22 protein-coding genes are annotated in these 21,446 nt (G+C 69.7%); 5 read left to right on the forward strand and 17 right to left on the reverse strand.

From position 1 onward, the window contains the following. Positions 1-30: 30 nt before the first annotated feature. The 4 genes from ACFXP5_RS12310 to infC form a co-directional block, all read right to left on the reverse strand. Positions 31-831, reverse strand: a complete 801-nt coding sequence (locus tag ACFXP5_RS12310; protein WP_394528705.1) for a TrmH family RNA methyltransferase — start codon at positions 829-831, stop codon at positions 31-33. A gap of 105 nt (positions 832-936) precedes the next feature. After that, positions 937-1,320 carry a 50S ribosomal protein L20 gene (gene rplT / locus ACFXP5_RS12315; RefSeq protein WP_394528706.1) on the reverse strand — a complete coding sequence of 128 codons (384 nt, stop codon included), beginning with the start codon at positions 1,318-1,320 and terminating at the stop codon, positions 937-939. A 29-nt stretch (positions 1,321-1,349) separates the two neighbouring features. Continuing rightward, positions 1,350-1,544 (reverse strand): 50S ribosomal protein L35, encoded by a 195-nt coding sequence (rpmI, locus tag ACFXP5_RS12320; RefSeq protein ID WP_394528707.1) that lies wholly within the window; start codon positions 1,542-1,544, stop codon positions 1,350-1,352. Positions 1,545-1,588: 44 nt separating this feature from the next. Continuing rightward, positions 1,589-2,215 carry a translation initiation factor IF-3 gene (gene infC, locus ACFXP5_RS12325; protein WP_394528950.1) on the reverse strand — a complete coding sequence of 209 codons (627 nt, stop codon included), beginning with the start codon at positions 2,213-2,215 and terminating at the stop codon, positions 1,589-1,591. Between the two features lie 241 nt (positions 2,216-2,456). Between infC and ACFXP5_RS12330 the strand changes: the two genes are divergently transcribed. Beyond that, positions 2,457-2,873: a DUF1844 domain-containing protein gene (locus tag ACFXP5_RS12330; protein ID WP_394528708.1), complete on the forward strand. Its 417-nt coding sequence runs from the start codon at positions 2,457-2,459 to the stop codon at positions 2,871-2,873. Positions 2,874-3,157: 284 nt separating this feature from the next. Here ACFXP5_RS12330 and ACFXP5_RS12335 read toward each other — a convergent pair whose 3' ends face one another. The 6 genes from ACFXP5_RS12335 to ACFXP5_RS12360 all read right to left on the reverse strand — a co-directional run bounded on the left by ACFXP5_RS12335 (position 3,158) and on the right by ACFXP5_RS12360 (position 7,626). Further along, positions 3,158-3,931: an SseB family protein gene (locus tag ACFXP5_RS12335; protein WP_394544843.1), complete on the reverse strand. Its 774-nt coding sequence runs from the start codon at positions 3,929-3,931 to the stop codon at positions 3,158-3,160. After that, positions 3,915-4,661, reverse strand: coding sequence for a bifunctional 1-(5-phosphoribosyl)-5-((5-phosphoribosylamino)methylideneamino)imidazole-4-carboxamide isomerase/phosphoribosylanthranilate isomerase PriA (gene priA / locus ACFXP5_RS12340; RefSeq protein WP_394528710.1), 747 nt, complete (start codon positions 4,659-4,661; stop codon positions 3,915-3,917). Before priA ends, ACFXP5_RS12335 begins: the two co-directional genes overlap by 17 nt. 46 nt (positions 4,662-4,707) lie before the next feature. Beyond that, positions 4,708-5,358 carry an imidazole glycerol phosphate synthase subunit HisH gene (hisH, locus tag ACFXP5_RS12345; protein WP_394544844.1) on the reverse strand — a complete coding sequence of 217 codons (651 nt, stop codon included), beginning with the start codon at positions 5,356-5,358 and terminating at the stop codon, positions 4,708-4,710. After that, positions 5,355-5,963, reverse strand: coding sequence for an imidazoleglycerol-phosphate dehydratase HisB (gene hisB, locus ACFXP5_RS12350; protein ID WP_394544845.1), 609 nt, complete (start codon positions 5,961-5,963; stop codon positions 5,355-5,357). The genes hisH and hisB overlap by 4 nt, the downstream gene beginning before the upstream one ends. Continuing rightward, positions 5,960-7,045 (reverse strand): histidinol-phosphate transaminase, encoded by a 1,086-nt coding sequence (locus ACFXP5_RS12355; protein WP_394544846.1) that lies wholly within the window; start codon positions 7,043-7,045, stop codon positions 5,960-5,962. The genes hisB and ACFXP5_RS12355 overlap by 4 nt, the downstream gene beginning before the upstream one ends. A 224-nt stretch (positions 7,046-7,269) precedes the next feature. After that, the gene (locus ACFXP5_RS12360; RefSeq protein ID WP_394528714.1) at positions 7,270-7,626 is read right to left on the reverse strand and encodes a LysM peptidoglycan-binding domain-containing protein; all 357 of its coding nucleotides are present in this window, start codon (positions 7,624-7,626) and stop codon (positions 7,270-7,272) included. A gap of 257 nt (positions 7,627-7,883) precedes the next feature. Between ACFXP5_RS12360 and lexA the strand changes: the two genes are divergently transcribed. After that, on the forward strand, positions 7,884-8,573 hold the full coding sequence (gene lexA, locus ACFXP5_RS12365; RefSeq protein WP_394544847.1) for a transcriptional repressor LexA: 690 nt from the start codon (positions 7,884-7,886) through the stop codon (positions 8,571-8,573). Between the two features lie 75 nt (positions 8,574-8,648). Continuing rightward, positions 8,649-10,583, forward strand: a complete 1,935-nt coding sequence (locus tag ACFXP5_RS12370) for a S9 family peptidase (protein ID WP_394544848.1) — start codon at positions 8,649-8,651, stop codon at positions 10,581-10,583. A gap of 67 nt (positions 10,584-10,650) precedes the next feature. On the opposite strand, the gene hflX is transcribed toward ACFXP5_RS12370, so the two are convergent. Then, positions 10,651-12,168 (reverse strand): GTPase HflX, encoded by a 1,518-nt coding sequence (gene hflX, locus ACFXP5_RS12375; RefSeq protein WP_394544849.1) that lies wholly within the window; start codon positions 12,166-12,168, stop codon positions 10,651-10,653. A 103-nt stretch (positions 12,169-12,271) separates the two neighbouring features. On the opposite strand from hflX, the gene ACFXP5_RS12380 reads away from it, so the two are divergent. Next, complete coding sequence (locus ACFXP5_RS12380) at positions 12,272-12,916, forward strand: class I SAM-dependent methyltransferase (protein WP_394528718.1); 645 nt, start codon at positions 12,272-12,274, stop codon at positions 12,914-12,916. 2 nt (positions 12,917-12,918) lie between these two features. On the opposite strand, the gene dapF is transcribed toward ACFXP5_RS12380, so the two are convergent. Genes dapF through miaB form a run of 4 tightly spaced genes read right to left on the reverse strand, consistent with a single transcriptional unit; the run spans position 12,919 to position 16,709 of the window. Beyond that, positions 12,919-13,788, reverse strand: coding sequence for a diaminopimelate epimerase (gene dapF / locus ACFXP5_RS12385; RefSeq protein WP_394544850.1), 870 nt, complete (start codon positions 13,786-13,788; stop codon positions 12,919-12,921). A gap of 43 nt (positions 13,789-13,831) precedes the next feature. Continuing rightward, positions 13,832-14,254, reverse strand: a complete 423-nt coding sequence (locus ACFXP5_RS12390) for a GNAT family acetyltransferase (RefSeq protein ID WP_394544851.1) — start codon at positions 14,252-14,254, stop codon at positions 13,832-13,834. Beyond that, positions 14,251-15,168 (reverse strand): tRNA (adenosine(37)-N6)-dimethylallyltransferase MiaA, encoded by a 918-nt coding sequence (miaA, locus tag ACFXP5_RS12395; protein WP_394544852.1) that lies wholly within the window; start codon positions 15,166-15,168, stop codon positions 14,251-14,253. The genes ACFXP5_RS12390 and miaA overlap by 4 nt, the downstream gene beginning before the upstream one ends. Further along, complete coding sequence (gene miaB / locus ACFXP5_RS12400) at positions 15,165-16,709, reverse strand: tRNA (N6-isopentenyl adenosine(37)-C2)-methylthiotransferase MiaB (protein WP_394544853.1); 1,545 nt, start codon at positions 16,707-16,709, stop codon at positions 15,165-15,167. Before miaB ends, miaA begins: the two co-directional genes overlap by 4 nt. A 380-nt stretch (positions 16,710-17,089) precedes the next feature. On the opposite strand from miaB, the gene ACFXP5_RS12405 reads away from it, so the two are divergent. After that, positions 17,090-19,684, forward strand: coding sequence for a LuxR C-terminal-related transcriptional regulator (locus tag ACFXP5_RS12405; RefSeq protein WP_394545407.1), 2,595 nt, complete (start codon positions 17,090-17,092; stop codon positions 19,682-19,684). Between the two features lie 28 nt (positions 19,685-19,712). Here ACFXP5_RS12405 and ACFXP5_RS12410 read toward each other — a convergent pair whose 3' ends face one another. Both ACFXP5_RS12410 and recA read right to left on the reverse strand, forming a co-directional pair. Next, on the reverse strand, positions 19,713-20,411 hold the full coding sequence (locus tag ACFXP5_RS12410; RefSeq protein ID WP_394544854.1) for a regulatory protein RecX: 699 nt from the start codon (positions 20,409-20,411) through the stop codon (positions 19,713-19,715). Further along, positions 20,368-21,420: a recombinase RecA gene (gene recA / locus ACFXP5_RS12415; protein ID WP_394528725.1), complete on the reverse strand. Its 1,053-nt coding sequence runs from the start codon at positions 21,418-21,420 to the stop codon at positions 20,368-20,370. The genes ACFXP5_RS12410 and recA overlap by 44 nt, the downstream gene beginning before the upstream one ends. Between the last annotated feature and the right edge of the window lie 26 nt (positions 21,421-21,446).

The raw sequence follows: 21,446 nt of genomic DNA on the forward strand, positions 1-21,446 counted from the left end.
CGTTCTGTAACAGCGGGAGACGCCGTGGGATCAGGACGAAGCGCGCTGCGCGAAGGCCGTCTCGTACAGACAGACACTCGCAGCGGTCGCCAGATTGAGCGATTCGGCACGACCGTAGATCGGCAGACGGAGAGCCAGATCGGCGAACGCGAGAGCGGGTTCATCGAGGCCGCGCGCTTCGTTTCCGAACAGCCACGCGGTCGGTTCGGCGAGCAGGTGCCGGGAGGCCAGGAAGTCGGTGCCGTCGACGTCGGCGGCCACGACGCGCATGCCGGCGGCGTGGGCGCGTTCGACGGCGGTGTCCAACTCGCCTCCCACTGCCACCGGGAGGTGGAACAGCGACCCGGTCGTCGCCCGCACCACCTTGGGGTTGTAGGGGTCGACCGTGCGACCCGTCAGGACGACGGCGTCGGCGCCCGCAGCATCCGCCGCTCGAATGATCGTGCCGAGGTTGCCGGGGTCGCGCACCTCCTCGCAGATCGCGACGAGGCGGGGGTTCGCGGCGAAGACCTCGCGCATCGAGGTGGGCATCTGCCGCGCCACGGCGACGATCCCCTGCGGGGTGACGGTGTCTGCCATCGCGTCGAGCACCGACTCGGTCGCGTACTGCACCTCGAGGTCGGCCGCGCGGGCAGCGTCGCGGATGTCGGCGTGCTTCTCCATCGCCGTCGGCGTCGCGTAGAGCTCCTCGACGATGTGCGGCGCATACATCAGTGCTTCGCGGGCCGCCTGCGGGCCTTCGAGGAGGAACAGTCCGGTCTCTTGGCGGGCGCTGCGCTTGGCCAGTTTGGCGACGGCGCGCACGCGGGGCGAACGCGGATTCTCCAGCACGGTCCCACCCTATTGGTCCCGCACTGCTGCACCGCGCCCGACGCGACCGGGAACGCGAGAAGGGCGCCCTCCCGGAGGAGGACGCCCTTCGCAGCTGCTGCGGTGTTACGCGGTCTTGGCGGCGTTCACGTCGGCCGGCAGAGCGGTCTTCGCGGTGGCGACCAGCGAGGCGAACACGGCCGGCTCGTTGACGGCCAGCTCGGCGAGCATACGACGGTCGACCTGCACACCCGCGAGACCCAGACCCTGGATGAAGCGGTTGTAGGTGAGACCGTTCTGACGGCTCGCGGCGTTGATGCGCTGGATCCACAGACGACGGAAGTCGCCCTTGCGCTTGCGACGGTCACGGTACGCGTAGACGAGGGAGTGGGTGACCTGCTCCTTGGCCTTGCGGTACAGGCGCGAACGCTGACCGCGGTAACCGGACGCGCGCTCGAGGATGACGCGACGCTTCTTGTGGGCGTTTACCGCCCGCTTGACTCTAGCCATTTCTTCTGTTTCCTAACGTGCGTCGGCGCTCAGAGGCCGAGGAGCTTCTTGGCGACCTTGGCGTCGCCCTTTGACAGGACCTGCTCCTGGTTCAGGCGGCGGGTGCGCTTCGAGGCTTTGCCCTCGAGGTTGTGGCGCATGCCGGCCTGCTGCTTCATCAGCTTTCCGCTGCCGGTCAACTTGAAGCGCTTCTTGGCACCCGAGTGGGTCTTCTGCTTCGGCATCTGTCTTCCTTCGTTGTGGTTCCCGGCGGGCGGGAGCGTCTGGCCTACTCGGCGACTGCCGGGGCGGGCTCGGTATCGGGGTCCGTGTCGTCGCGCACGCCGGAGCGGCTTGCTTCCTTGTTGGCGGCGCGCTGAGCGTTCTGCTCGGTCTTGACCTCGGACTTGTTCTTGTGGGGGGCGACGACCATGACCATGTTGCGTCCGTCGATCGTGGGGTTGGACTCCACGGTGCCGAACTCGGCGACGTCCTCTGCGAACTTACGCAGAAGACGCACACCCTGCTCGGGGCGGGACTGCTCGCGACCACGGAACAAGATCATGGCTTTGACCTTGTCGCCGGCCTGCAAGAAGCCCTCGGCGCGCTTCAGTTTGGTTATGTAGTCGTGGGCTTCGATCTTCAGTCGGAACCGGACCTCTTTGAGGACGGTGTTCGCCTGATTGCGACGCGCTTCCTTGGCCTTCTGCGCAGCCTCGTACTTGAACTTGCCGTAATCCATGATCTTGACCACGGGCGGCTTCGAGTTGGGGGCTACCTCGACGAGATCGAGGTCGGCCTCCTGGGCCAGGCGAAGCGCCACCTCGATGCGGACGACGCCGACCTGCTCACCCGCGGGACCCACGAGGCGGACCTCGGGAACGCGAATGCGGTCATTGGTGCGGGGATCGCTGATGCGGGACTCCTCTTACGTTGCGGGTGACCACCACGACGCGGTGCGTCGCGGGCGGAAGAGGAGAACACGCCACCCGAGCTCGACGTGAAACACGCCGGCTCTTGCACCCTGGCAGCCCCGACAAGCGGAGCGGAGTGCGTGGACCCGGTAGCCTGGAGCGGCAAGCGCGGGTGGGATGTGATCCTCTTTCGTTCGGAGCAGAACACTCCGAAGCCCGCCAAAGTCTAGCAGAGAGAACCACGTGCACACGATTCCCGGCAACGACGACTCCACGACTGCTTCAGGGACGGATGCTGAACGCCTCTCCCGCTGGGAGGATGACGCCGAACGATCGGCCGAGGCCGCGGGGCGTGACATCGCCGACGTGCCCGCCGTCGAGGTGATCACCACCACCGCCGTCCACCTGATGAGCGCCGCCGCCGTCAAGGTCGGACTCGCCGACGACCCCGCGCACCAGACCGACCTCGACGAGGCGCGCAAGCTCATCAACGCCCTCGCCGGCCTCATCACCGCGGGTGCACCCGAGATCAGCGACATGCACGCGCGCTCCCTCCGCGACGGCCTGCGGTCCGTGCAGCTCGCGTTCCGCGAAGCATCCGTCATCCCCGACCCGATCGGCAAGGGGCCTGGCGAGAAGTGGACGGGGCCGGTCAACTGACCTCCCGGGGTCGGGCCTTCTCGGTCTCCGTCTCTAACGGATCGCTCTAGGGCCTCGGGCTCCGGGCCCTAGACGGGCGGCAGCGGTGCGGGGCGTTCACCGTGTGGGTGGAGGAGATTCGGGCGAGCGGAGGAGATTCGAGCTGTGAAACTCCTCCGCTCGGCCGATCGTGCTCTCGCGAAATCGGAGAATCGGCGCAACTCGGTGCGGTTCGCGCCGAGTTCGCACCGAGTTCGGCCGATTGTCCGAGTTCGGTGGGCGGATGCTGAGGGGCGCGGGCGCCGTCAGGACGAGCGGTGCAGCTTCACCGTCAGCGAGTCCACGAGCACCGCGATGCGGTCGTCCCCGGCCCAGCGGCGCGCGAGACGCGCGAGCACGGCGTCGAGCTCCTCCTGCTCGAGGCCCTGCATCAGGTTGAGATGCACGATCAGCTCGGGACCGCGAAGGCGGCCTGCCGGGTCCCCCGCCTCGACCGCGAAATCGAGGACGGCGAGTTCTGCTCCGACGCTCTGCTGCAGGCCCGTGAACACTTCGGTCGACGTGTGGCTGGGCTGCCAGCTGATGCCCTGCCCGATCGCCCAGACCGCGGGACGACGCAAGACGAACTCGGTCTCGGATCCGGGATCGATGACGATGAGCTCGGTGTCATCCCCTGCCGCGGCGACGGCCGTGCGCACCCCGTCGGCGGGGATCGGCCGGGCCTTCGCATCCCATCGCTTCATCGCGTCGACCGACGTGAAGACGGGGAGCACGCGACGACCGTCAGGAGCGGCGACGGTGACGATGGAGAGCTCCTGGGTCTTGTCGACGGCGAGACCGTGCGCACCGATGCCTTCGTCGCCCTTGTCGGCCACGAGAGGGATCAACAGGCGCGCGTGGCGGTAGGCCTCCACGATGGCCTGCGCGTCGCGCACTCCCCCGGCCTCAGCCGTCAGCGCGGCGAGCAGCGCCGGGTCGGCCGAACCGTCGTCCGCGGCGTGGCGGTTGTCCTCGAAGCGCCGCCCCTCCCACGGGACGCCGGCCGAGTCGGCCGCCGGCGAGTCACCCTCCGGCGACATCCAGCGCCTCGGCCAGGGTGAAGGCACCCGCGTACAGGGCTTTGCCGACGATCGCACCCTCGACACCGAGGGGAACGAGCTCCCGCAACGCGGCGATGTCGTCGAGGCTGGAGACTCCGCCCGACGCCACGACGGGCTTGGGGGTGCGCTCAGCGATCTCGCGGAGGAGTTCGAGGTTCGGACCCTTCAGGGTGCCGTCCTTGGTCACGTCCGTGACGACGTAGCGGCTGCAGCCGGCGTCTTCGAGCCGCTCGAGCACCGTCCAGAGGTCGCCGCCGTCCTGCGTCCAGCCGCGCGCCGCGAGGGTCGTGCCGCGGACGTCCAGCCCCACGGCGATCGCGTCGCCGTAACGACCGATCACGTCGGCTGCCCATTCGGGGTTCTCCAGGGCCGCCGTGCCGAGGTTGATCCGGCTGGCACCGCTGTCCAGCGCCGCCTCCAGGGAGCGGTCGTCGCGGATACCGCCGGAGAGCTCGACCTGCACGCCGCGCACCTGCTTGATCACCTTGCGCATCACGTTGACGTTGCTGCCCCGACCGAATGCCGCGTCGAGGTCGACGAGGTGGATCCACGCCGCTCCCTGGCGCGCGAAATCCATCGCCGCTTCGACGGGATCGCCGTAGTTCGTCTCGGTGCCGGCTTCGCCCTGCGTGAGCCGAACCGCCTTACCGCCGGCGACGTCGACGGCGGGGAGAAGGATGAGCTCGGGCGTGGAAGCGAAATCGTTCATGGCTCCTCGTGCCCGGGAACGCCGGTCGTTCGCGGTGGGCACGAGGTTAGACAGTAGCGCTGCCGAGGCCGTCGATCCAATTGGCCAACAGACGGATCCCGGCGTCGCCCGACTTCTCCGGGTGGAACTGCGTCGCCGCCAGCGGACCGTTCTCGACGGCCGCGAGGAACGGCGAGCCGTACGAGCACCACGTCAGCGCCGGCGCCGGGAAGGGCGGGCGATTGTCGAGGGTCCACTCCTGCGCGGCGTAGGAGTGGACGAAGTAGAAGCGCTCGCGCTCGATTCCCTCGAACAGGCGCGAGCCGTCACCGGCTTCGACGGTGTTCCACCCCATGTGCGGGAGGACGGGGGCGTCCAGAGCCGTCACGGCGCCGGGCCACTGCCCCATGCCCTCGGTGTCGACGCCCCGCTCGACGCCGCGGTCGAACAGCACCTGCATTCCCACGCAGATACCGAGCACCGGACGGCCCCCAGCGAGACGGCGGTCGATCAGGTCGTCGCCGCGTGAGGCGCGCAGTGCATCCATGACCGCCTGGAACGCGCCGACCCCGGGCACGACGAGGCCGTCGGCCTCGAGCACGAGCGAGCGGTCATCGGTGAGGCGCGCGTCGGCCCCCGCGGCGTCGAGCGCCTTCACGGCGGAGTGGACGTTGCCCGAGCCGTAATCGAGGACGGCGACGAGCGGACGCTTGCTCACAGCGCACCCTTGGTGCTGGGGATGCCGTCGACGGCGTCGTCGAACGCCTTGGCCTGACGGAAAGCGCGAGCGAAGGCCTTGTATTCGGCCTCGGCGATGTGGTGCGGGTCCCGACCGTCCAGAACACGGACGTGCACGGTCAACCCGCCGTTGAAGGCGAGCGCCTCGAAGGTGTGGCGAACGAGGGAACCCGTGAAGTGTCCCCCGATGAGGTGGTGCTCGAAACCCGCCGGCTCCCCCGAGTGCACCAGGTAGGGACGACCACTGATGTCGACGACGGCTTGGGCGAGAGCCTCGTCGAGCGGCACGAGCGCGTCGCCGTAGCGGGAGATCCCCGACTTGTCGCCGAGCGCCTGACGGATGGCCGTGCCGAGCACGATCGACACGTCCTCCACGGTGTGGTGCGCGTCGATGTGGGTGTCGCCGGTCGCGCGCACCGTGAGGTCGGTGAGCGAGTGCTTCGCGAACGCCGTCAGCAGGTGGTCGAAGAACGGCACCGAGGTGTTGATCGCGCTGGTCCCCGAGCCGTCCAGGTCGAGCGCCAGCTCGACGCTCGACTCGCTGGTGGCACGGCTCAGCGAGGCGGTACGGGAAGGACGGGTCATACTCCCGATTCTAGTGAGGCCAGAGCGTCGAGGAACGCGGACGTCTCCGCCTCCGTACCCGCGGTGACCCGCAGGTGATGGGGGATGCCGATGTCGCGGATCAGCACGCCGCGGTCGTAGAGCGCCTGCCACGTCGCGGCGGGGTCGTCCACACCGCCGAAGAGCACGAAGTTCGTCCACGACTCGTGGGCGCGGTAGCCCAGCGCCTCCACGGTGGCCGAGATGCGGTCGCGCTGCGCGACGATCTCGTCGACCATGCCCAGCATGACGTCGGCGTGCGCGAGAGCCGCGGTCGCCGCCGCCTGGGTGAGCGCACTCAGGTGGTACGGCAGTCGCACCAGGCGCAACGCGTCGATGAGGGCGGGATCGGCCGCGAGATAGCCGACCCGGGCCCCGGCGAACGCGAAGGCCTTGCTCATGGTGCGCGACACCGCGAGGCGTTCTCGTCCGGGGAGGAGGGTGATGGCGGATGCCGTGTCACGCGGGGCGAACTCCTGGTACGCCTCGTCGACGATCACGATCCCCGGGCTCGCCTCGTAGGCCGCCTCGATCACCTCGAGCGACATCGGCGTTCCGGTGGGGTTGTTGGGAGCGCAGAGGAAGACCACGTCGGGCTGCACCTCCGCGATCTGAGCCGCGGCGGACTCGGGCGTCACCGTGTAGTCGTGGTCGCGGGATCCGGCGATCCACTGCGCCCCGGTCCCCCGGGTCAGCAAGGGGTACATCGAGTACGTCGGAGCGAAGGAGAAGGCGGTGCGCCCCGGGCCGGCGAAGGCCTGCAGCACGTGCTGCAGAACCTCGTTCGAGCCGTTGCCCGCCCAGATGTTCTCGCGGGTCAGCCCGTGGCCCAGGTATCCGGCGAACGCCTCCCGAAGCCCCGTGAACTCGCGGTCGGGATAACGGTTGACGTCCTGCAGGGCGAGCGCGACCGCATCGAGGATGTCACCGGCGACCTCGGCAGGAACGGGATGCGTGTTCTCGTTGACGTTCAGCGCCACCGGCAGCGCGGCTTGCGGGGCACCGTAGGGCTTCATCCCGCGCAGGTCCTCGCGGATGGGCAGGTCGTCGAGTGAGAAGGTCACCTCTCCGATGGTAGAGGGGATGCTGTTGCCCGGTCTCGTGCTCGGAATGTGCGCGCAGGCGCCTACGCGTGATGGCCTTCGCAACGCATGCCCGCGACGGCCTGCGGTCGTCGCCCGCCAGACCCGATGCCAGCGTCGCGAAAACCATCACGCTCCGGCGCCGGACTTCATGTCAGGGCACGCCCACCTCTCCTACGCACCACGGCTTCGCCTGGGGGCGCGGGTCAGGAGGCGGCGGAGTACTCGGCGGGGATCGCGAGGCGCTCCCCCGCGGAGACCGTGACGCCGTCGAGCGCGTTCAGACGCACGATCGCCGCGACCACGTCGCGCGGGTCTGAGCTCGGCGCGACGTCCTGCGCGATGGACCAGAGGGTCTCGCCCGACATGACGGTGACCTCTTCGAAGCTGCCGGCGGGAGCGCCGGCATCGCGCGAGGCGAGCGCGGTGCCGCCGCTAAGTGCGGCGAAGCCGAGAGCGAGTGCGAGGGGAAGAGCGACCAGACCGGCCAGCACGCGACGACCGCGCGCCGTGATGCGCAGTCGCGTCGAGGCGGCGGTGGTGGGAAGTGCGATGGCGGTCATGGTTTCCTCCTGGGGGTGAGAGATTCGCATCCGATCCTCGGCCGGGAGCACCGGATGCGAATCTCTTTTCCGAACCTATCTTCTACTTATCGAACATGTCAACATCGATCCGATCGGAGATGGATCGAACGCGACACGCGGCAATCAACCGTGCGGGGCGCCGGAATCCGGATACGGTTTCGACAGGAAGACCACACCACGGACCTCCGACATTCGAAGATGACCGCCGGTTCCGGTGGTGAGAGGGAGTAGGGAAGATGACCGACGCGACGCAGCCCGCCGCCCGTGACAAGCCGCAGACCCGGCGTCGGAAGAGCCTGAGCGAGAAGCAGATGGCGATCCTCGAAGTGATCCAGCGCTCGATCAGCCGGTACGGCTACCCGCCGAGCATGCGCGAGATCGGCGACGCCGTCGGCCTCAAGTCCCTCTCCAGCGTCACCCACCAGCTCAACCAGCTCGAGTTGAGCGGCTACCTGCGCCGCGACCCGGGGAAGACCCGCGCCATGGAGGTGCTGATCGACCTGCCGGGGACGTCGACCGAGAATCCCGCCGACACCGGCCCCTCCGTCGGCGACGCGGCACTCGTGCCGCTCGTCGGTCGCATCGCCGCCGGCGTGCCCATCACCGCCGACCAGCAGGTCGACGAGATCTTCCCGCTTCCCCGCCAGCTCGTGGGCAAGGGCGACCTCTTCATGCTCCGGGTGTCGGGCGAGTCGATGATCGACGCCGCGATCTGCGACGGCGACTGGGTCGTCGTGCGCTCCCAGGCCAACGCCGAGAACGGCGAGATCGTCGCCGCCATGCTCGACGGCGAGGCGACCGTGAAGACCTTCCGTCGTCGCGACGGCCACACCTGGCTGCTGCCCCGCAACAGCGCGTTCGAACCGATCCTCGGCGACGAAGCCGTCGTCCTCGGCAAGATCGTGGCGGTGCTGCGGGCCGTCTGAGGTCGCTCCCACCCTCCACCTCCGGATCGGCGCCGCCGACTCGGAACCGAGGAGGGGGAACCATAGTGTGGGGGGATGCCGACAACGCTCCCCTACGGCTCCTGGCCCTCCCCCCTGTCCGCCGCGACCGTCGCGTCCGCATCGCCGCGGATCGATGGTGCCCGCTTCGTCGGCGACGAGGTCTGGTGGGGCCAGACCGTGCCGGCCGAAGCCGGACGGACGACCGTGCGCCGGTACCGCGGCACCATCGCCGAAGACGTGCTCCCCGCGCCGCACAGTGCTCGCTCGCGCGTGCACGAGTACGGCGGCGGCGCTTGGACCGAGGCGGACGGGCAGCTCGTCTACTCCGAGAAGGCCGACCAGCGGGTGTGGGCTCTCGAGCCCGGGGGTGCCCCGAGGGCGCTGACTCCCGAGGACCCCACCGCGCGCTTCGGCGGCCTCACGACCGGTGGAGGGATGCTGATCGCCGTCCGCGAGCGCCACGACGGCTCGCCCGTGCCGCGCCGCGATATCGTTCGGATCCCGCTCGACGGTTCCGCAGCCACCGACCCGGCGCTGCTCGTCCCGGTGGTGGGCGGCAGCGACTTCGTCGCGCAACCGGCGGTCTCCCCCGACGGACAGAACCTCGCATGGGTGGCGTGGGATCATCCCGACATGCCGTGGGATCATGCCGAGGTGCGCGTCGGCGCGTTGAGCGACGGCCGCGTGAGCGAGTGGCGGGTGCTCGGCACTCCGGACGCCGCCACCCTCCAGCCGGAGTGGACGGGCGAGGGCGACGTCATCTTCACCGACGACGGCACGGGTCGCTGGAACCTGTACCGCTCGGGTGCGGACGGCTCCGTGCAGGCGCTCGCGCCGGCGGACGCCGACACCGGTGGTGGGCTGTGGGTACTCGGCACACGGTGGTACACCCCGCTGGAGGACGGACGCATCGTCGCAGTGCGCACCGACGGCGGGGACGAGATCGTGCTCATCGACGGTGACCGCGTCGAGCGGTTGCCGGTACCGATCGTCGCCGGCGCGGTCATCGAAGACTCCCGCGGCTCGCGTGTGCTCGTCTCCGGGTCGACGCCGGACGGCTCCAGCGGACTCTGGCTCGTCGACCTCGCAGCCGCGGGGACGGCCGCACCGATCGAGCAGGTGAGGGTCGAGCAGGTGACCGGGGCGGATGCTGCGGTGGGAGCGGAATGGTTCCCCGCGGCTCGGAAGGTCGACGTCGACGGCGCGCACGGCGTCGTGCACGCTTTCGCGTATCCGCCCACCCACCCCGACATGGTCGGTCCTGCCGACGAGTTGCCGCCGTACCTCGTGCTGGTGCACGGCGGTCCGACCTCGCACGTCGGCCCCGCAGCATCCGCCAAGATCGCCTTCTACACGAGCCGGGGAATCGGCGTGCTCGACGTGAACTACGGCGGCTCCACCGGGTACGGACGCGCCTACCGCGAGCGCCTACGCGGGCAGTGGGGAATCGTCGACGTCGACGATGTCGCAGCGGTGGCCGCGGGCCTCGCGGCGGAAGGACGGGCTGATCCGGCTCGCCTCGCGATCGAGGGCGGCTCCGCGGGCGGCTGGACAGTGCTCGGCGCACTCGTGCGCACCGACGTCTTCGGCGCCGGGATCTCCCGCTACGGCGTGGGCGATGCCCGCGCGCTGGCTGCTGACACGCACGACTTCGAAGCCCGCTATCTCGACGGGCTGATCGGTCCCCTGCCCGAAGCCGAGGCCGTGTACATCGAGCGTTCGCCGCTCACCCACGTCGCGCAGCTCACCGCGCCGATGCTGATCCTGCAGGGGGCTGACGACGCCGTCGTTCCTCCCGCGCAGGCCGAAGCGATCCGTGACGCTCTCGCCGCCCAGGGCGTGGCGCACGCGTACATGCTCTACGAGGGTGAAGGACACGGCTTCCGCCGGGCTGAGACCGTGATCGACGCCCTCGAACGCGAACTCGCGTTCCTCGGCGCTGTCTTCGGCTTCACCCCGCCCGGGGTACCGCCGCTCTCGCTCGCCTGAAACGCGAAAGCGCCGTGCGGTCGGCATCCGGAAGGGACGGCGACCACACGGCGCAACGCGTGGCGACTCAGGCGGCGAAGGGTGCGAGCTCCGCGGCCAGCTTCGCTCCGACGTGCGCGTGCAGGAAGGTGCCCTGCTCGCGGTGCTCCTGGTCGACGATGATGCCTGTCTCGTGAGCTGCCGACACCAGATCGCCGCGGTCGTACGGAACGACCGCGCGCACCTCGACGGCCGGCAGCGGGAGCGCCTCCTCGATGATCGAGCGCAGCTCGTCGACGCCCTCGCCGGTACGCGAGGAGACGAACAACGCCGTCGATTCGAGTCCGCGCAGCACGAGCCGCGTGTCGTCATCGAGCAGATCGGCCTTGTTGAACACGACGATCTCGCGGGTCGAGCGAGCCCCGACATCGCCCATCACGTCGCGCACGGTGGCGAGCTGGGCGGCCGGGTCGGGGTGCGAACCGTCCACCACGTGCACGATGACGTCGGCCTCGCCGACCTCCTCGAGCGTGGAGCGGAACGCCTCGACCAGCTGGTGCGGCAGGTTGCGCACGAACCCGACGGTGTCGGTGAGCGTGTATCCGCGTCCGTCGCTCGTCTCCGCGCGGCGCACCGAGGTGTCGAGCGTCGCGAACAGCGCGTTCTCCACGAGCACCCCGGCGTGCGTGAGGCGGTTGAGCAGGCTCGACTTGCCGGCGTTGGTGTAACCGGTGATCGCCACGGCGGGCACGGTGTTGCGTTTGCGCTCGGCCCGCTTCGCGTCGCGCGCGGGCGCGAAATCGCGAATCTGACGGCGCAGCTGCGCCATCTTGGTGCGGATACGACGACGGTCGAGTTCGATCTTCGTCTCACCCGGACCACGCGAGCCCATACCGGCGCCGCCGGCACCGACCTGGCCACCGGCCTGGCGGCTCATCGAGTCACCCCAGCCGCGCAGGCGCGGGAGAAGGTACTCGAGTTGTGCCAGTTCGACCTGCGCCTTGCCCTCGCGGCTCTTCGCGTGCTGGCTGAAGATGTCGAGGATGACGGTGGTGCGGTCGATCACCTTGACCTTGACGACGTCTTCCAGGGCGCGTCGCTGGCTGGGCGCGAGCTCGGTGTCGACGATGACGGTGTCGGCGCCGACCGAGGCGACGATGTCGCGCAGCTCCTGCGCCTTGCCGCTACCGATGTACGTGGCGGGGTCGGGGTGGGGGCGGCGCTGGAGCATGCCGTCGAGCACGACCGCGCCCGCTGTCTCCGCGAGCGCTGCGAGTTCGCGCAGCGAGTTCTCGGCATCTTCCTGTTCGCCCTGCGCGTGCACACCGACGAGCACGACGTTCTCGAGGCGCAACTGCCGGTACTCGACCTCGGTGACGTCCTGCAGCTCGGTGGAGAGACCGACGACGCGCCGTAGCGCCGCTCGATCCTCGCGTTCCCACTGGTCGCCGTCGGAATCGCCGTAGGACACGGTCGTCGCATCCTGGAGCGCCTGTGCGGCGCCGAACACACGCACCCCGGAGCGCGCTTCTGCGCGCGAGAGCACGCGGTCGATCGGGTCCACCGATGACTCGTTCGCGCTGTGGGGGATGGTGGTGTCTGTCATATTTTCCTTTCGGGATGCTGTCGCCCGACCCGGCGGGGCCGCTCGAGGCTTCCGTGAACTCTCATCCTCCCCTCGGAAGGATGCTCTCCGCTACGCTCTCGGCATGGGGAGCGACCACTACTTCACCGGAACTCCCACGAGCCCGGAGAACCTGCGCCGTATCCCGGTGACCCTCGCGGGCCGTGTTGTCGAGGTGCAGACCGCCGGTGGGGTCTTCAGTCCCGACCGCGTCGATGCCGGTACGGCTGTGCTGTTGTCGAGTACGCCGCCGCCGCCATCCGGTGGCAACTTCCTCGACCTGGGGTGCGGCTGGGGACCGATCTCGTTGTCCCTCGCCATCGAAGCGCCCCGCGCCACGATCTGGGCGGTCGACGTCAACGATCGAGCACTTGACCTGGTCAGACGCAATGCGGAGGCATTGGGCCTGACCAACATCAACGCGGTGCACCCCGAAGATGTTCCCGATGACGTCTCGTTCCGCACCATCCGCTCGAACCCGCCCATCCGGGTCGGCAAGAACGAGCTGCACGGCATGCTGGAACACTGGATCCCCCGCCTCGACGTGCGCTCGGACGGCTGGTTCGTCGTGCAGCGCAACCTGGGATCCGACTCGTTGCAGCGGTGGTTGGCCGCGACCTTCCCTCGGGGGTACTCGGTGCAGCGCGCCGCCACGGGCCGCGGATACCGCGTGCTGAAAGTGCGCCGCCACGGCAGCCCGCAGACCGAGGCGATCGACGTCGTCGTCTGACGTCAGGCCAGGGCGACCTCGCCGGAGTAGACCAGCACCGCCGGACCCGACAGCAGCACGTGCTCGCCGTCGGCCTCGGTCGTGATGCGCACACCGAGCGTTCCACCGGGGACGTCCACCTGCCAGCGGTCCGGGGCTGCCGGCCCTGCCCAGTGCCGCACGGCGAGCGCCGCCGCCGCGACCCCTGTGCCGCACGACAGGGTCTCGCCCACGCCGCGTTCGAACACGCGCATGCGCAGCGCGCCCACCCCGTCACGCACCAGCGGGTCGCTCGGCACCACGAACTCGACGTTCGCACCGCCACGCGGTTCGGGGTCGAGGATCGGCCGGTACGCGAGGTCGAGCGCGTCGAGCTCGGTGTGCGAGGACAGTGCCACCACGACGTGCGGGTTGCCGACGTCGATGCCGACCCCCGGGCGCGAGACGTCGAGTCCCCGTGCGCGAACGAGCGTCTCCCCCTCCTCGATCCGCCACGTGCCCAGATCGACCTCGTAACCGCGCTCGCTGCGCGTCAGCGTCTTCACACCGGCGCGGGTGCCGATCCGCAGGCCATCGTCGATCGAGGCGAGGCCGCTCTCGACGAGGTAGCGGGCGAAGACACGCGTGCCGTTGCCGCACATCTCCGCGGGCGAGCCGTCGGCGTTGCGGTAGTCCATGAACCATTCGACGCCGGATGCTGCCGCCTCGGCGCCCTCGTCGATCGCGGCGGAACGAACCACGCGCAAGAGGCCGTCGGCGCCGATGCCGACGTGGCGGTCGCACAGCGCGGCGACCTGCTCGGCGCTGAGATCGACGACGCCGTCGGGATCGGCGACCACGACGAAGTCGTTTCCGGTGCCGTGGCCCTTCGTGAAGGGGAGGGTGCGCGACATGCTGTCCAGTCTAGGAGGCCCACCCGCGCAGCGTCCCGGGCCATCAGTCCGCGATCAGGCGCTTGCCGGTGGCCCAGGTGTCGAAGGGTTCGTACCCGATGGCGTCGTAGAACCCGCGTGCGCCGGTGTTGTCGGGGCGCACCATGAGCTGCACTTTCGGGCACCCCATCGCGAGAAGGCGGGTCTCCGCCGCCGACACCAGTGCTTGGGCGATCCCCTCGCCGCGACGATCGGGCACGCTCGCCAGGTAGTACAACCAGCCGCGGTGTCCGTCGTAACCGGCCATCACCGATCCCACGACCCGCGCGTCGTCGACCGCGACGAGGAAGAGTTCGGGCTGGACGGCGCGTTTGCGTTCGATGTCCTTCAGCGGATCGTTCCACGGTCGCGTGAGGCCCGACGTCTCCCAGAGCTCGACCACGGCCGTGGTGTCATCAGGGGCGAAAGGGCGGATCTCGAACGTCATCCGAGGGACTGTAGCAAGTCGCCCGCGTCGGTGTGGCGCGCATCGAGCCACGTGACGTCGGCGTACCGGCGGAACCAGGACACCTGCCGCCGCGCATACCGACGCGTGAGCGCCTGGGTCTCGGCGATCGCTTCGGCCTCGCTCATCTCGCCCCGCACCTGGGCGAGGCCCTGGGCGTAGCCGATGGCGCGAGCGGCAGTGACGCCCTGCTCGAGACCGGCGTCCCGCAGTCGGGCGACCTCGCCGAGCAGGCCATCCCGCCACATCTGCTGCACCCGCGCGTCGAGCAGGGGCACCAGCTCACCGCGCTCGATGCGGGTTCCGAGGAGGTGCGTCTCGGGATGCCAGAGCACCGGCGCGTCGGGCAGTGCGGCGCCGTGCGTCGCTTCCCCCTGGCCGAGCACCTCGAGCGCGCGCACGATCCGACGACCGTTGTGCGGGTCGACGCGCGCGGCGGTCGCGGGGTCGAGCTCACGAAGCCGGGCGAACAGCACGCCGGGCCCGACCGCTGTCAGCTCATCCTCGAGACGGGCACGCAGCGCATCGTCTCGGGGCGGGAAGCGGAAGTCGAACAGGACGCTCGACACGTAGAGCCCCGACCCTCCCACCAGGATCGCGTCAGCTCCGCGCGCGTGGATCTCGCTGATCGCCCGACGCGCAGCATCCTGATACCACGACACGGCGGCCTCGTCACGGACGTCGAGGACGTCGAAGAGATGATGAGCGATGCCCCGCCGCTCATCGGGAGCGAGTTTCGCGGTACCGATGTCCATGCCGCGATACAGCTGCATGGCGTCGGCGTTGACGATCTCGGCCGGTCGACCGGTCGTGGCCAGTGCCCGGGCGAGATCCAGCGAGAACGCCGTCTTGCCCGTGCCGGTCGCCCCGACGACAGCCCAGACGCGCGGGCTCACACCCCGACGCGGAGGGTGGGCAGTCCGAGCGCCACGGCACGCGGGGCGCCCGCATCGGCCGTCGGCACGGCGCACGACTCGGCCTGCGCGCGATCCCAGGCGTCGCCGGCGCGGGTGCGGCGAATGCGCAGCGGCACCCCGTCCTTCGCATCGGCGACGAGATAGTACGGCGCGGCGCGGGTCACGACGACGGAGACCACATCACCGGGGCGCGGCAGCTGCGAGTGCGGCGGCACCTCGAAGTGCACGAGGCGGTTGTCCTCGGCTCGCCCGGTGAGGCGGTGGGTCGCGGCATCCTTCTTGCCTTCACCGGCCGCGACGAGCACGTGCAGTTCCCGACCGACCTGCAGCTCGCTCTCCTCGAGCGAGATCTGATCCTGCAGGGCGGTGAGGCGCTCGTACCGCTCCTGCACGACCGCCTTCGGCACCTGGTCGGCCATCGTGGCGGCCGGGGTGCCCTCACGGATGGAGTACTGGAAGGTGAACGCGCTCGAGAACCGGGAGGCCGCGACCACGCGCAGGGTTTCTTCGAAGTCCTCCTCGGTCTCGCCGGGGAAACCCACGATGATGTCGGTCGTGATCGAGGCCAGCGGCATACGCTCGCGCACCCGGTCGAGGATGCCGAGGAACCGTTCGCTGCGGTAGGAACGACGCATGGCCTTGAGGATGCGATCGCTGCCCGATTGCAGCGGCATGTGCAGCTGAGGCATCACGGAGGGGGTTTCGGCCATCGCGGCGATGACGTCGTCGGTGAAAGCGGCCGGATGCGGGCTGGTGAAGCGGATGCGCTCGAGCCCCGGGATCTCCCCCGCCGCGCGCAGCAGCTTGGAGAAGGCCTCCCGGTCACCGAACTCCACGCCGTACGAGTTCACGTTCTGGCCGAGGAGGGTGACCTCGATCGCGCCGTCGTCGACCAGCATCCGGATCTCATTCAGGATGTCGCCGGGACGACGGTCTTTCTCTTTGCCGCGCAGGCTCGGCACGATGCAGAACGTGCAGGTGTTGTTGCAGCCGACCGAGATCGACACCCAGCCGGTCGACACGCTGTCGCGCTTGGTGGGCAGGGTCGAGGGGAACACCTCGAGCGCCTCGAGGATCTCGAGTTCGGCGTCACCGTTGTGGCGGGCCCGCTCGAGCATGCGCGGCAGCGCGCCCATATTGTGCGTGCCGAAGACGACGTCGACCCACGGCGCGCGGTCGAGCACCGCCTGCTTGTCCATCTGAGCCATGCACCCGCCCACCGCGATCTGCATGCCCGCGTGGACGTCCTTGCGGGACTTGAGGTGCCCGAGGGTGCCATAGAGCTTTCCCGCCGCATTGTCGCGCACCGCGCACGTATTGATGACGATGACGTCGGCGTCCACACCGAGCTCAGCGGGAACGTAGCCCGCACTCTCGAGGGATCCCGACAATCGCTCGGAATCGTGGACATTCATCTGGCAGCCGAACGTGCGCACCTCGTATGTGCGCGGCCGACCGTCATCGCCGAGGGCGGCCGGCGAGGCATCGATCGCCGTCGGAGCGCTGGAGAGCATCGTCATGGTGATGCCCATTCTACGAGCGCTCCTCGGATGCGCCCCCCGAGTGTGCGTGCCGCCGCGCGCTTGGGGATGCGGCGGCGGCACGCGCCCCGTGAACGTTGGGGTTCGCCCTCGGGGTTCTCTCCGGACGATAGGCCCCTTGGAGGCTCCGGTCCGCGTCCATCGGGACATCCCCGTGCAAGACCAGTAGAGCGGTGTACACCGAAGCGCAACCCCAGTGCCTGACTCATAGGAAGTCAGTAACTATCAGGACAGCGTGACGAAATCCCAGTAATCACGCGGCCTGAATGTCCCCGGATCGTCAGGACCCGCTGGGTAGTCTGACCGCGGGTATTGGTCGCTACTCGCCAGGTAGAAGTTCGACGGAGGAGGCGAGCGTGATGGATTCCGAGCAATCGGACGTGATCATCGGGGCAGACCGCGATCTCCGCAAGGTGGTGGAGGCCCTGCTGGCGGGCACGAACATCGTGCTCTCTGGCCCTCTCGGCAGCGGAAAGACGCACTTCTTGCGCGAACTCACCGACCGCCTCGCCGCACGCGGCCGGGCGGCCGTGCTGCTGCGACCCGGCGGTCCAATCGATGCTTCCGGCGGCGCCCTCGACGAATGCCCCGACCCTCGAGCCGCCCAACTGCTCGCCGGCCGGCCCGTCGAGGGCGAACGGCCGATCGTGCTGATCGACGACGCTCAGGCGCTCGACGCGCCGTCGGTGGCCGCGGTCGTCCGCGCCGTCTACGCGGGTCAAGCCACGGCCTTGTTCGCCTTGACCGTGACTCGGGAGGGCTCGACTCGTCCCGTGGGACTGGATCCGGATGCGGCGCAGATGGCGATCGACCTCTGGCTGCGTGGTCTGGCCGACCGGGTCGACCTCTTGGTACTCACCCCCGGGGACGCGAACCGCCTGCTCGACCTCTACGCCTCGGCCGAGCTGGACGACGTCACACGGGCGGGGATCGTGGCGCTCGCCGACGGTTCGCGCATGCTGCTGCGCGAAATGGCGAAGGAAGCCTCCCGGGCGCACCGCGAGGGTGTCGACCCGCTGGATGCCCTCCGCGACACCCCGCCGCACAGTCGCCTCTCACACGCACTTGCCGCCCACGTGGCTCAGCTGCCCGCCGGCGAGCGCATGACCCTCGCCGTGCTCGGACGCGTGGCACGTATCGGCCGCGCCGACGCCGTGCGCTTCCTGCCGCCCACCGAGGTGGACGCGCTCATCGCCGCGCGGCTCGTGTACGACGACAACACCCCCGTTCGACGGCTCACCGCGAACGCGGCCCTCGCCCGGGAAGCCGCGCGTCAAGTCGGCGGCGCTGTCATCGACGGCGCGATCGGGCGGGCGGCAGCGCGGATGCTGGCGTCTTCGAGCCAGTGGTGGTGTCCGTGCCTCGCCGTCGTCGTGGCGGAGGCGTGGTTGCTGGGCGCCACGATCGGACTCGCCTATGCCGACGTCGACGCGCCCGTGCGGGTGCGCGTCGCCCTGGATGCTGCTCGCCAGGCGGATGACGAGGGCGATGGGGCGCTGGCGCAGGCCTACGTGCGCCTCGGACTCCAGGACGGCGAGAACACCCCGCTCCGCGTGGAACAGATCTTCGCCGAAGCGGTGCAGGGGCGAGCGGTGGACGTGAGCGCGTTGATCGACAAACTGACCCCCGGACCCCTCGATACCGCGACGCTGCTGCGCTGCGTGCGCATCGCGGCACTCTCGGGCACAGCCGACGCCGATCAGCTCGCTCGTACGACCCAGCGCCTGGGCGACCTGGCGGCCGACCCGGAGGCCGCGGGCACCATGGCCCTGCTGCGGGTCGAGTTCCTCCTGCTCGCGATGAGGTGGACCTCCGTCGTCACCCTCGCCCGCGCCATCTTCGACGACCCGAGTTCGGAGGCTCCGCTGCGCACCAGAGCGGCGGTTCTCGCCGGCCTCGGTCAGACGTGCCTGGGGGCCTGGGAGGACGGCCAGGAATGGTTCCGTCGAGCGCACCGCCAGTCGGGAGAGCGCGGCGGAATCTCCCCGGTGACGACCGGCGAGCGACTGTGGGCCATCAGCATGGAGACCATCGCGGTCGTGATGACCGGCACGGACCTGTCCCCGGCGCTCCGACGTCTCCCCGGCGAGATCGACGCGGCTGCCCGCCAGGGCGACCTGGAAACCCGCGCGATGGCCGGATTGATCCTTGCGACCGCGTACTCCGCGCAGGGGGACACTCCCCGAGCCGCCCGCGAACTCCGCGCCGCCGTCCGGCGAGCGCGACCGCCCGCTGCCGCAGACTGGGTGCCCTTCGCACGCATCGCCGTCACCCGCTCCCTCGCACTGTCGAATGAAGCCGAGGCGGCGCGGAAGCTGCTCGATGAGACCGAGCCCGCGCTCCTCGAAGGGATGCCGGCCCTCGCTCACGCACGAATGGTGGCGGAGACCTATGTCGCGGCCGCGCTCGGGCGCTCGGAGGAGGCGCTCCGCGCCGCCAAGTCGGCCTCCGAGGCGTCGACAGGGACCCCGACCATGCACGCCCAGGACCTTTTCCGGCTCATCGCCCTCGGGGACTCGACGGGGGTGCTGGCGGAGATGGAGCACCTCGCTGCGCGGTCAGAGGTGCCGTCGACCCGCGTGCTCACGGCGATGGCCGCGTCGCTCGTCGGGACCGAAGAGGTGGGCGGCGAGCAGGGGATGGTAGCCCTGCTGCAGAGCACCGGATGGGGTGTGCACAGCAACACCGCCGAGCCTCCTGAATCCTCCGACGCGCGCGTCGCGGAGACCACGGCCGCTGACCCCGACCTCACCCGCCGGGAGCTCGAGATCGCGCTGCTGGTCGCCGAGGGACTCAGCAACCGGCAGATCGCGCACCAGCTCTTCCTCTCGGTGCGCACGGTGGAATCCCACGTGTACCAAGCGCGCGCGAAACTCGTGGCGCGATCGCGCTCGGAGCTCGGGCGTGTGGTTCTGCGTCACGTCCAACCGGCAACGGAACCGCCGGCTCGGTGATCGACCGGGCGACGTGCCGCCCGGTCGATCAGAGCTCGTCGAGTGCCTGGCGGGCGGCGGCGAGGGAGATCGACGACGGGTATCCCCGACGCGCGAGCTGACCGGTCAACCGGCGCATCGACGTCTCCCGGTCGCGTGCCCCGAGCGACCGCGCCTTGGTGCGCGCGAAGTCGAGCGCGCGCTCAGCCTCGTCGTCGGGAAGCGCCCCCAACGCGGCGTCAGCCACGTCGCGAGGGATCCCTCGCTTCGTGAGCAGCGGCGCGATCACTTGACGCCCCTGGCCTTTTCGGGTGACGGCCGCGTAGACCAGCTGATCGGCGAGTCCGGCATCGTCGAGGTAGCCCAGCCGAGCGAAGTCCTCGAGCATCGCCTCGGCCGCGCCGGAATCGAGGCCGGCCTCGGTCACCACGGCACGCGCCTCGGAGACCGAGAGCTGGCGGGTGCGGAGGCGGCGCAGCAGCGTGCTCTCCGCAGCCGCGGCGACGTCGGCGACCTCATGGCCACCCTCGTCGTCAGCAGCAGACGGCGCGCTGTGCGAGGGCAGTCCGCGGCCGATGCCCACGGTCGTGCGCGCACGCGGCGGCGGAAGCGGATTCTTCTCCGCCACCGCCCCGCGGGCGTCGAACAGGGGGATCACGGGGGCGAGAGGCTCGTCCTCGCCCCCGTCGAAGGTGACCGCCATGTCAGGCGGGGCGACGCGCAGCGAGCTCGTCGGAGACGGCGGCATCCGTCTGACGAGGCACACCGATGCCGAGCTTGTTCTTGATCTTGGTCTCGATGTCAGCCGCGACGTCGACGTTCTTCAGCAGGAAGTTGCGGGCATTCTCTTTACCCTGGCCCAGCTGCTCGCCGTCGTAGGTGTACCAGGCACCGGACTTCTTCACGATGCCGTGCTCGACACCGAAGTCGATCAGGCTGCCCTCGCGCGAGATGCCGATCCCGTAGAGGATGTCGAACTCGGCCTGCTTGAACGGCGGCGCCATCTTGTTCTTGACCACCTTGACGCGGGTGCGGTTTCCGACCGCCTCCGTGCCGTCTTTCAGGGTCTCGATCCGACGGATGTCGAGGCGCACCGAGGCGTAGAACTTCAGCGCCTTGCCGCCCGCCGTCGTCTCGGGCGAGCCGAAGAATACGCCGATCTTCTCGCGCAGCTGGTTGATGAAGATCATCGTGGTGTTGGTGGTGTTGAGACCACCGGTGAGCTTGCGCAGCGCCTGGGACATCAGACGTGCTTGCAGGCCGACGTGCGAGTCGCCCATCTCACCCTCGATCTCGGCCCGGGGCACGAGAGCTGCCACCGAGTCGATCACGACGAGGTCGACGGCACCGGAACGCACCAGCATGTCGGCGATCTCGAGAGCCTGCTCCCCCGTGTCGGGCTGCGACACGAGCATCGCGTCGATGTCGACGCCCAGCTTCTTCGCGTAGTCGGGGTCGAGCGCGTGCTCGGCATCGATGAACGCCGCGATGCCGCCCGCGCGCTGCACGTTCGCGATGGCGTGGAGGGTGAGCGTGGTCTTACCCGAGGATTCCGGGCCGTAGATCTCGATGACACGGCCGCGCGGGAGTCCTCCCACGCCGAGGGCGACGTCGAGAGCGATGGAGCCGGTCGGGATGACCTCGACGGGCGCGCGGTCGTCGCTGCCCAGTCGCATGACCGAGCCCTTTCCGAACTGCCGGTCGATCTGGGCGAGTGCCGTTTCGAGGGCCTTCTCGCGGTCTGCGGGTGATGGCATGACGTGCTCCTAATGCTCGCGTTCCG

The sequence above is a fragment of the Microbacterium hanjuni genome, assembly GCF_043556395.1.
GTDB lineage: Bacteria > Actinomycetota > Actinomycetes > Actinomycetales > Microbacteriaceae > Microbacterium.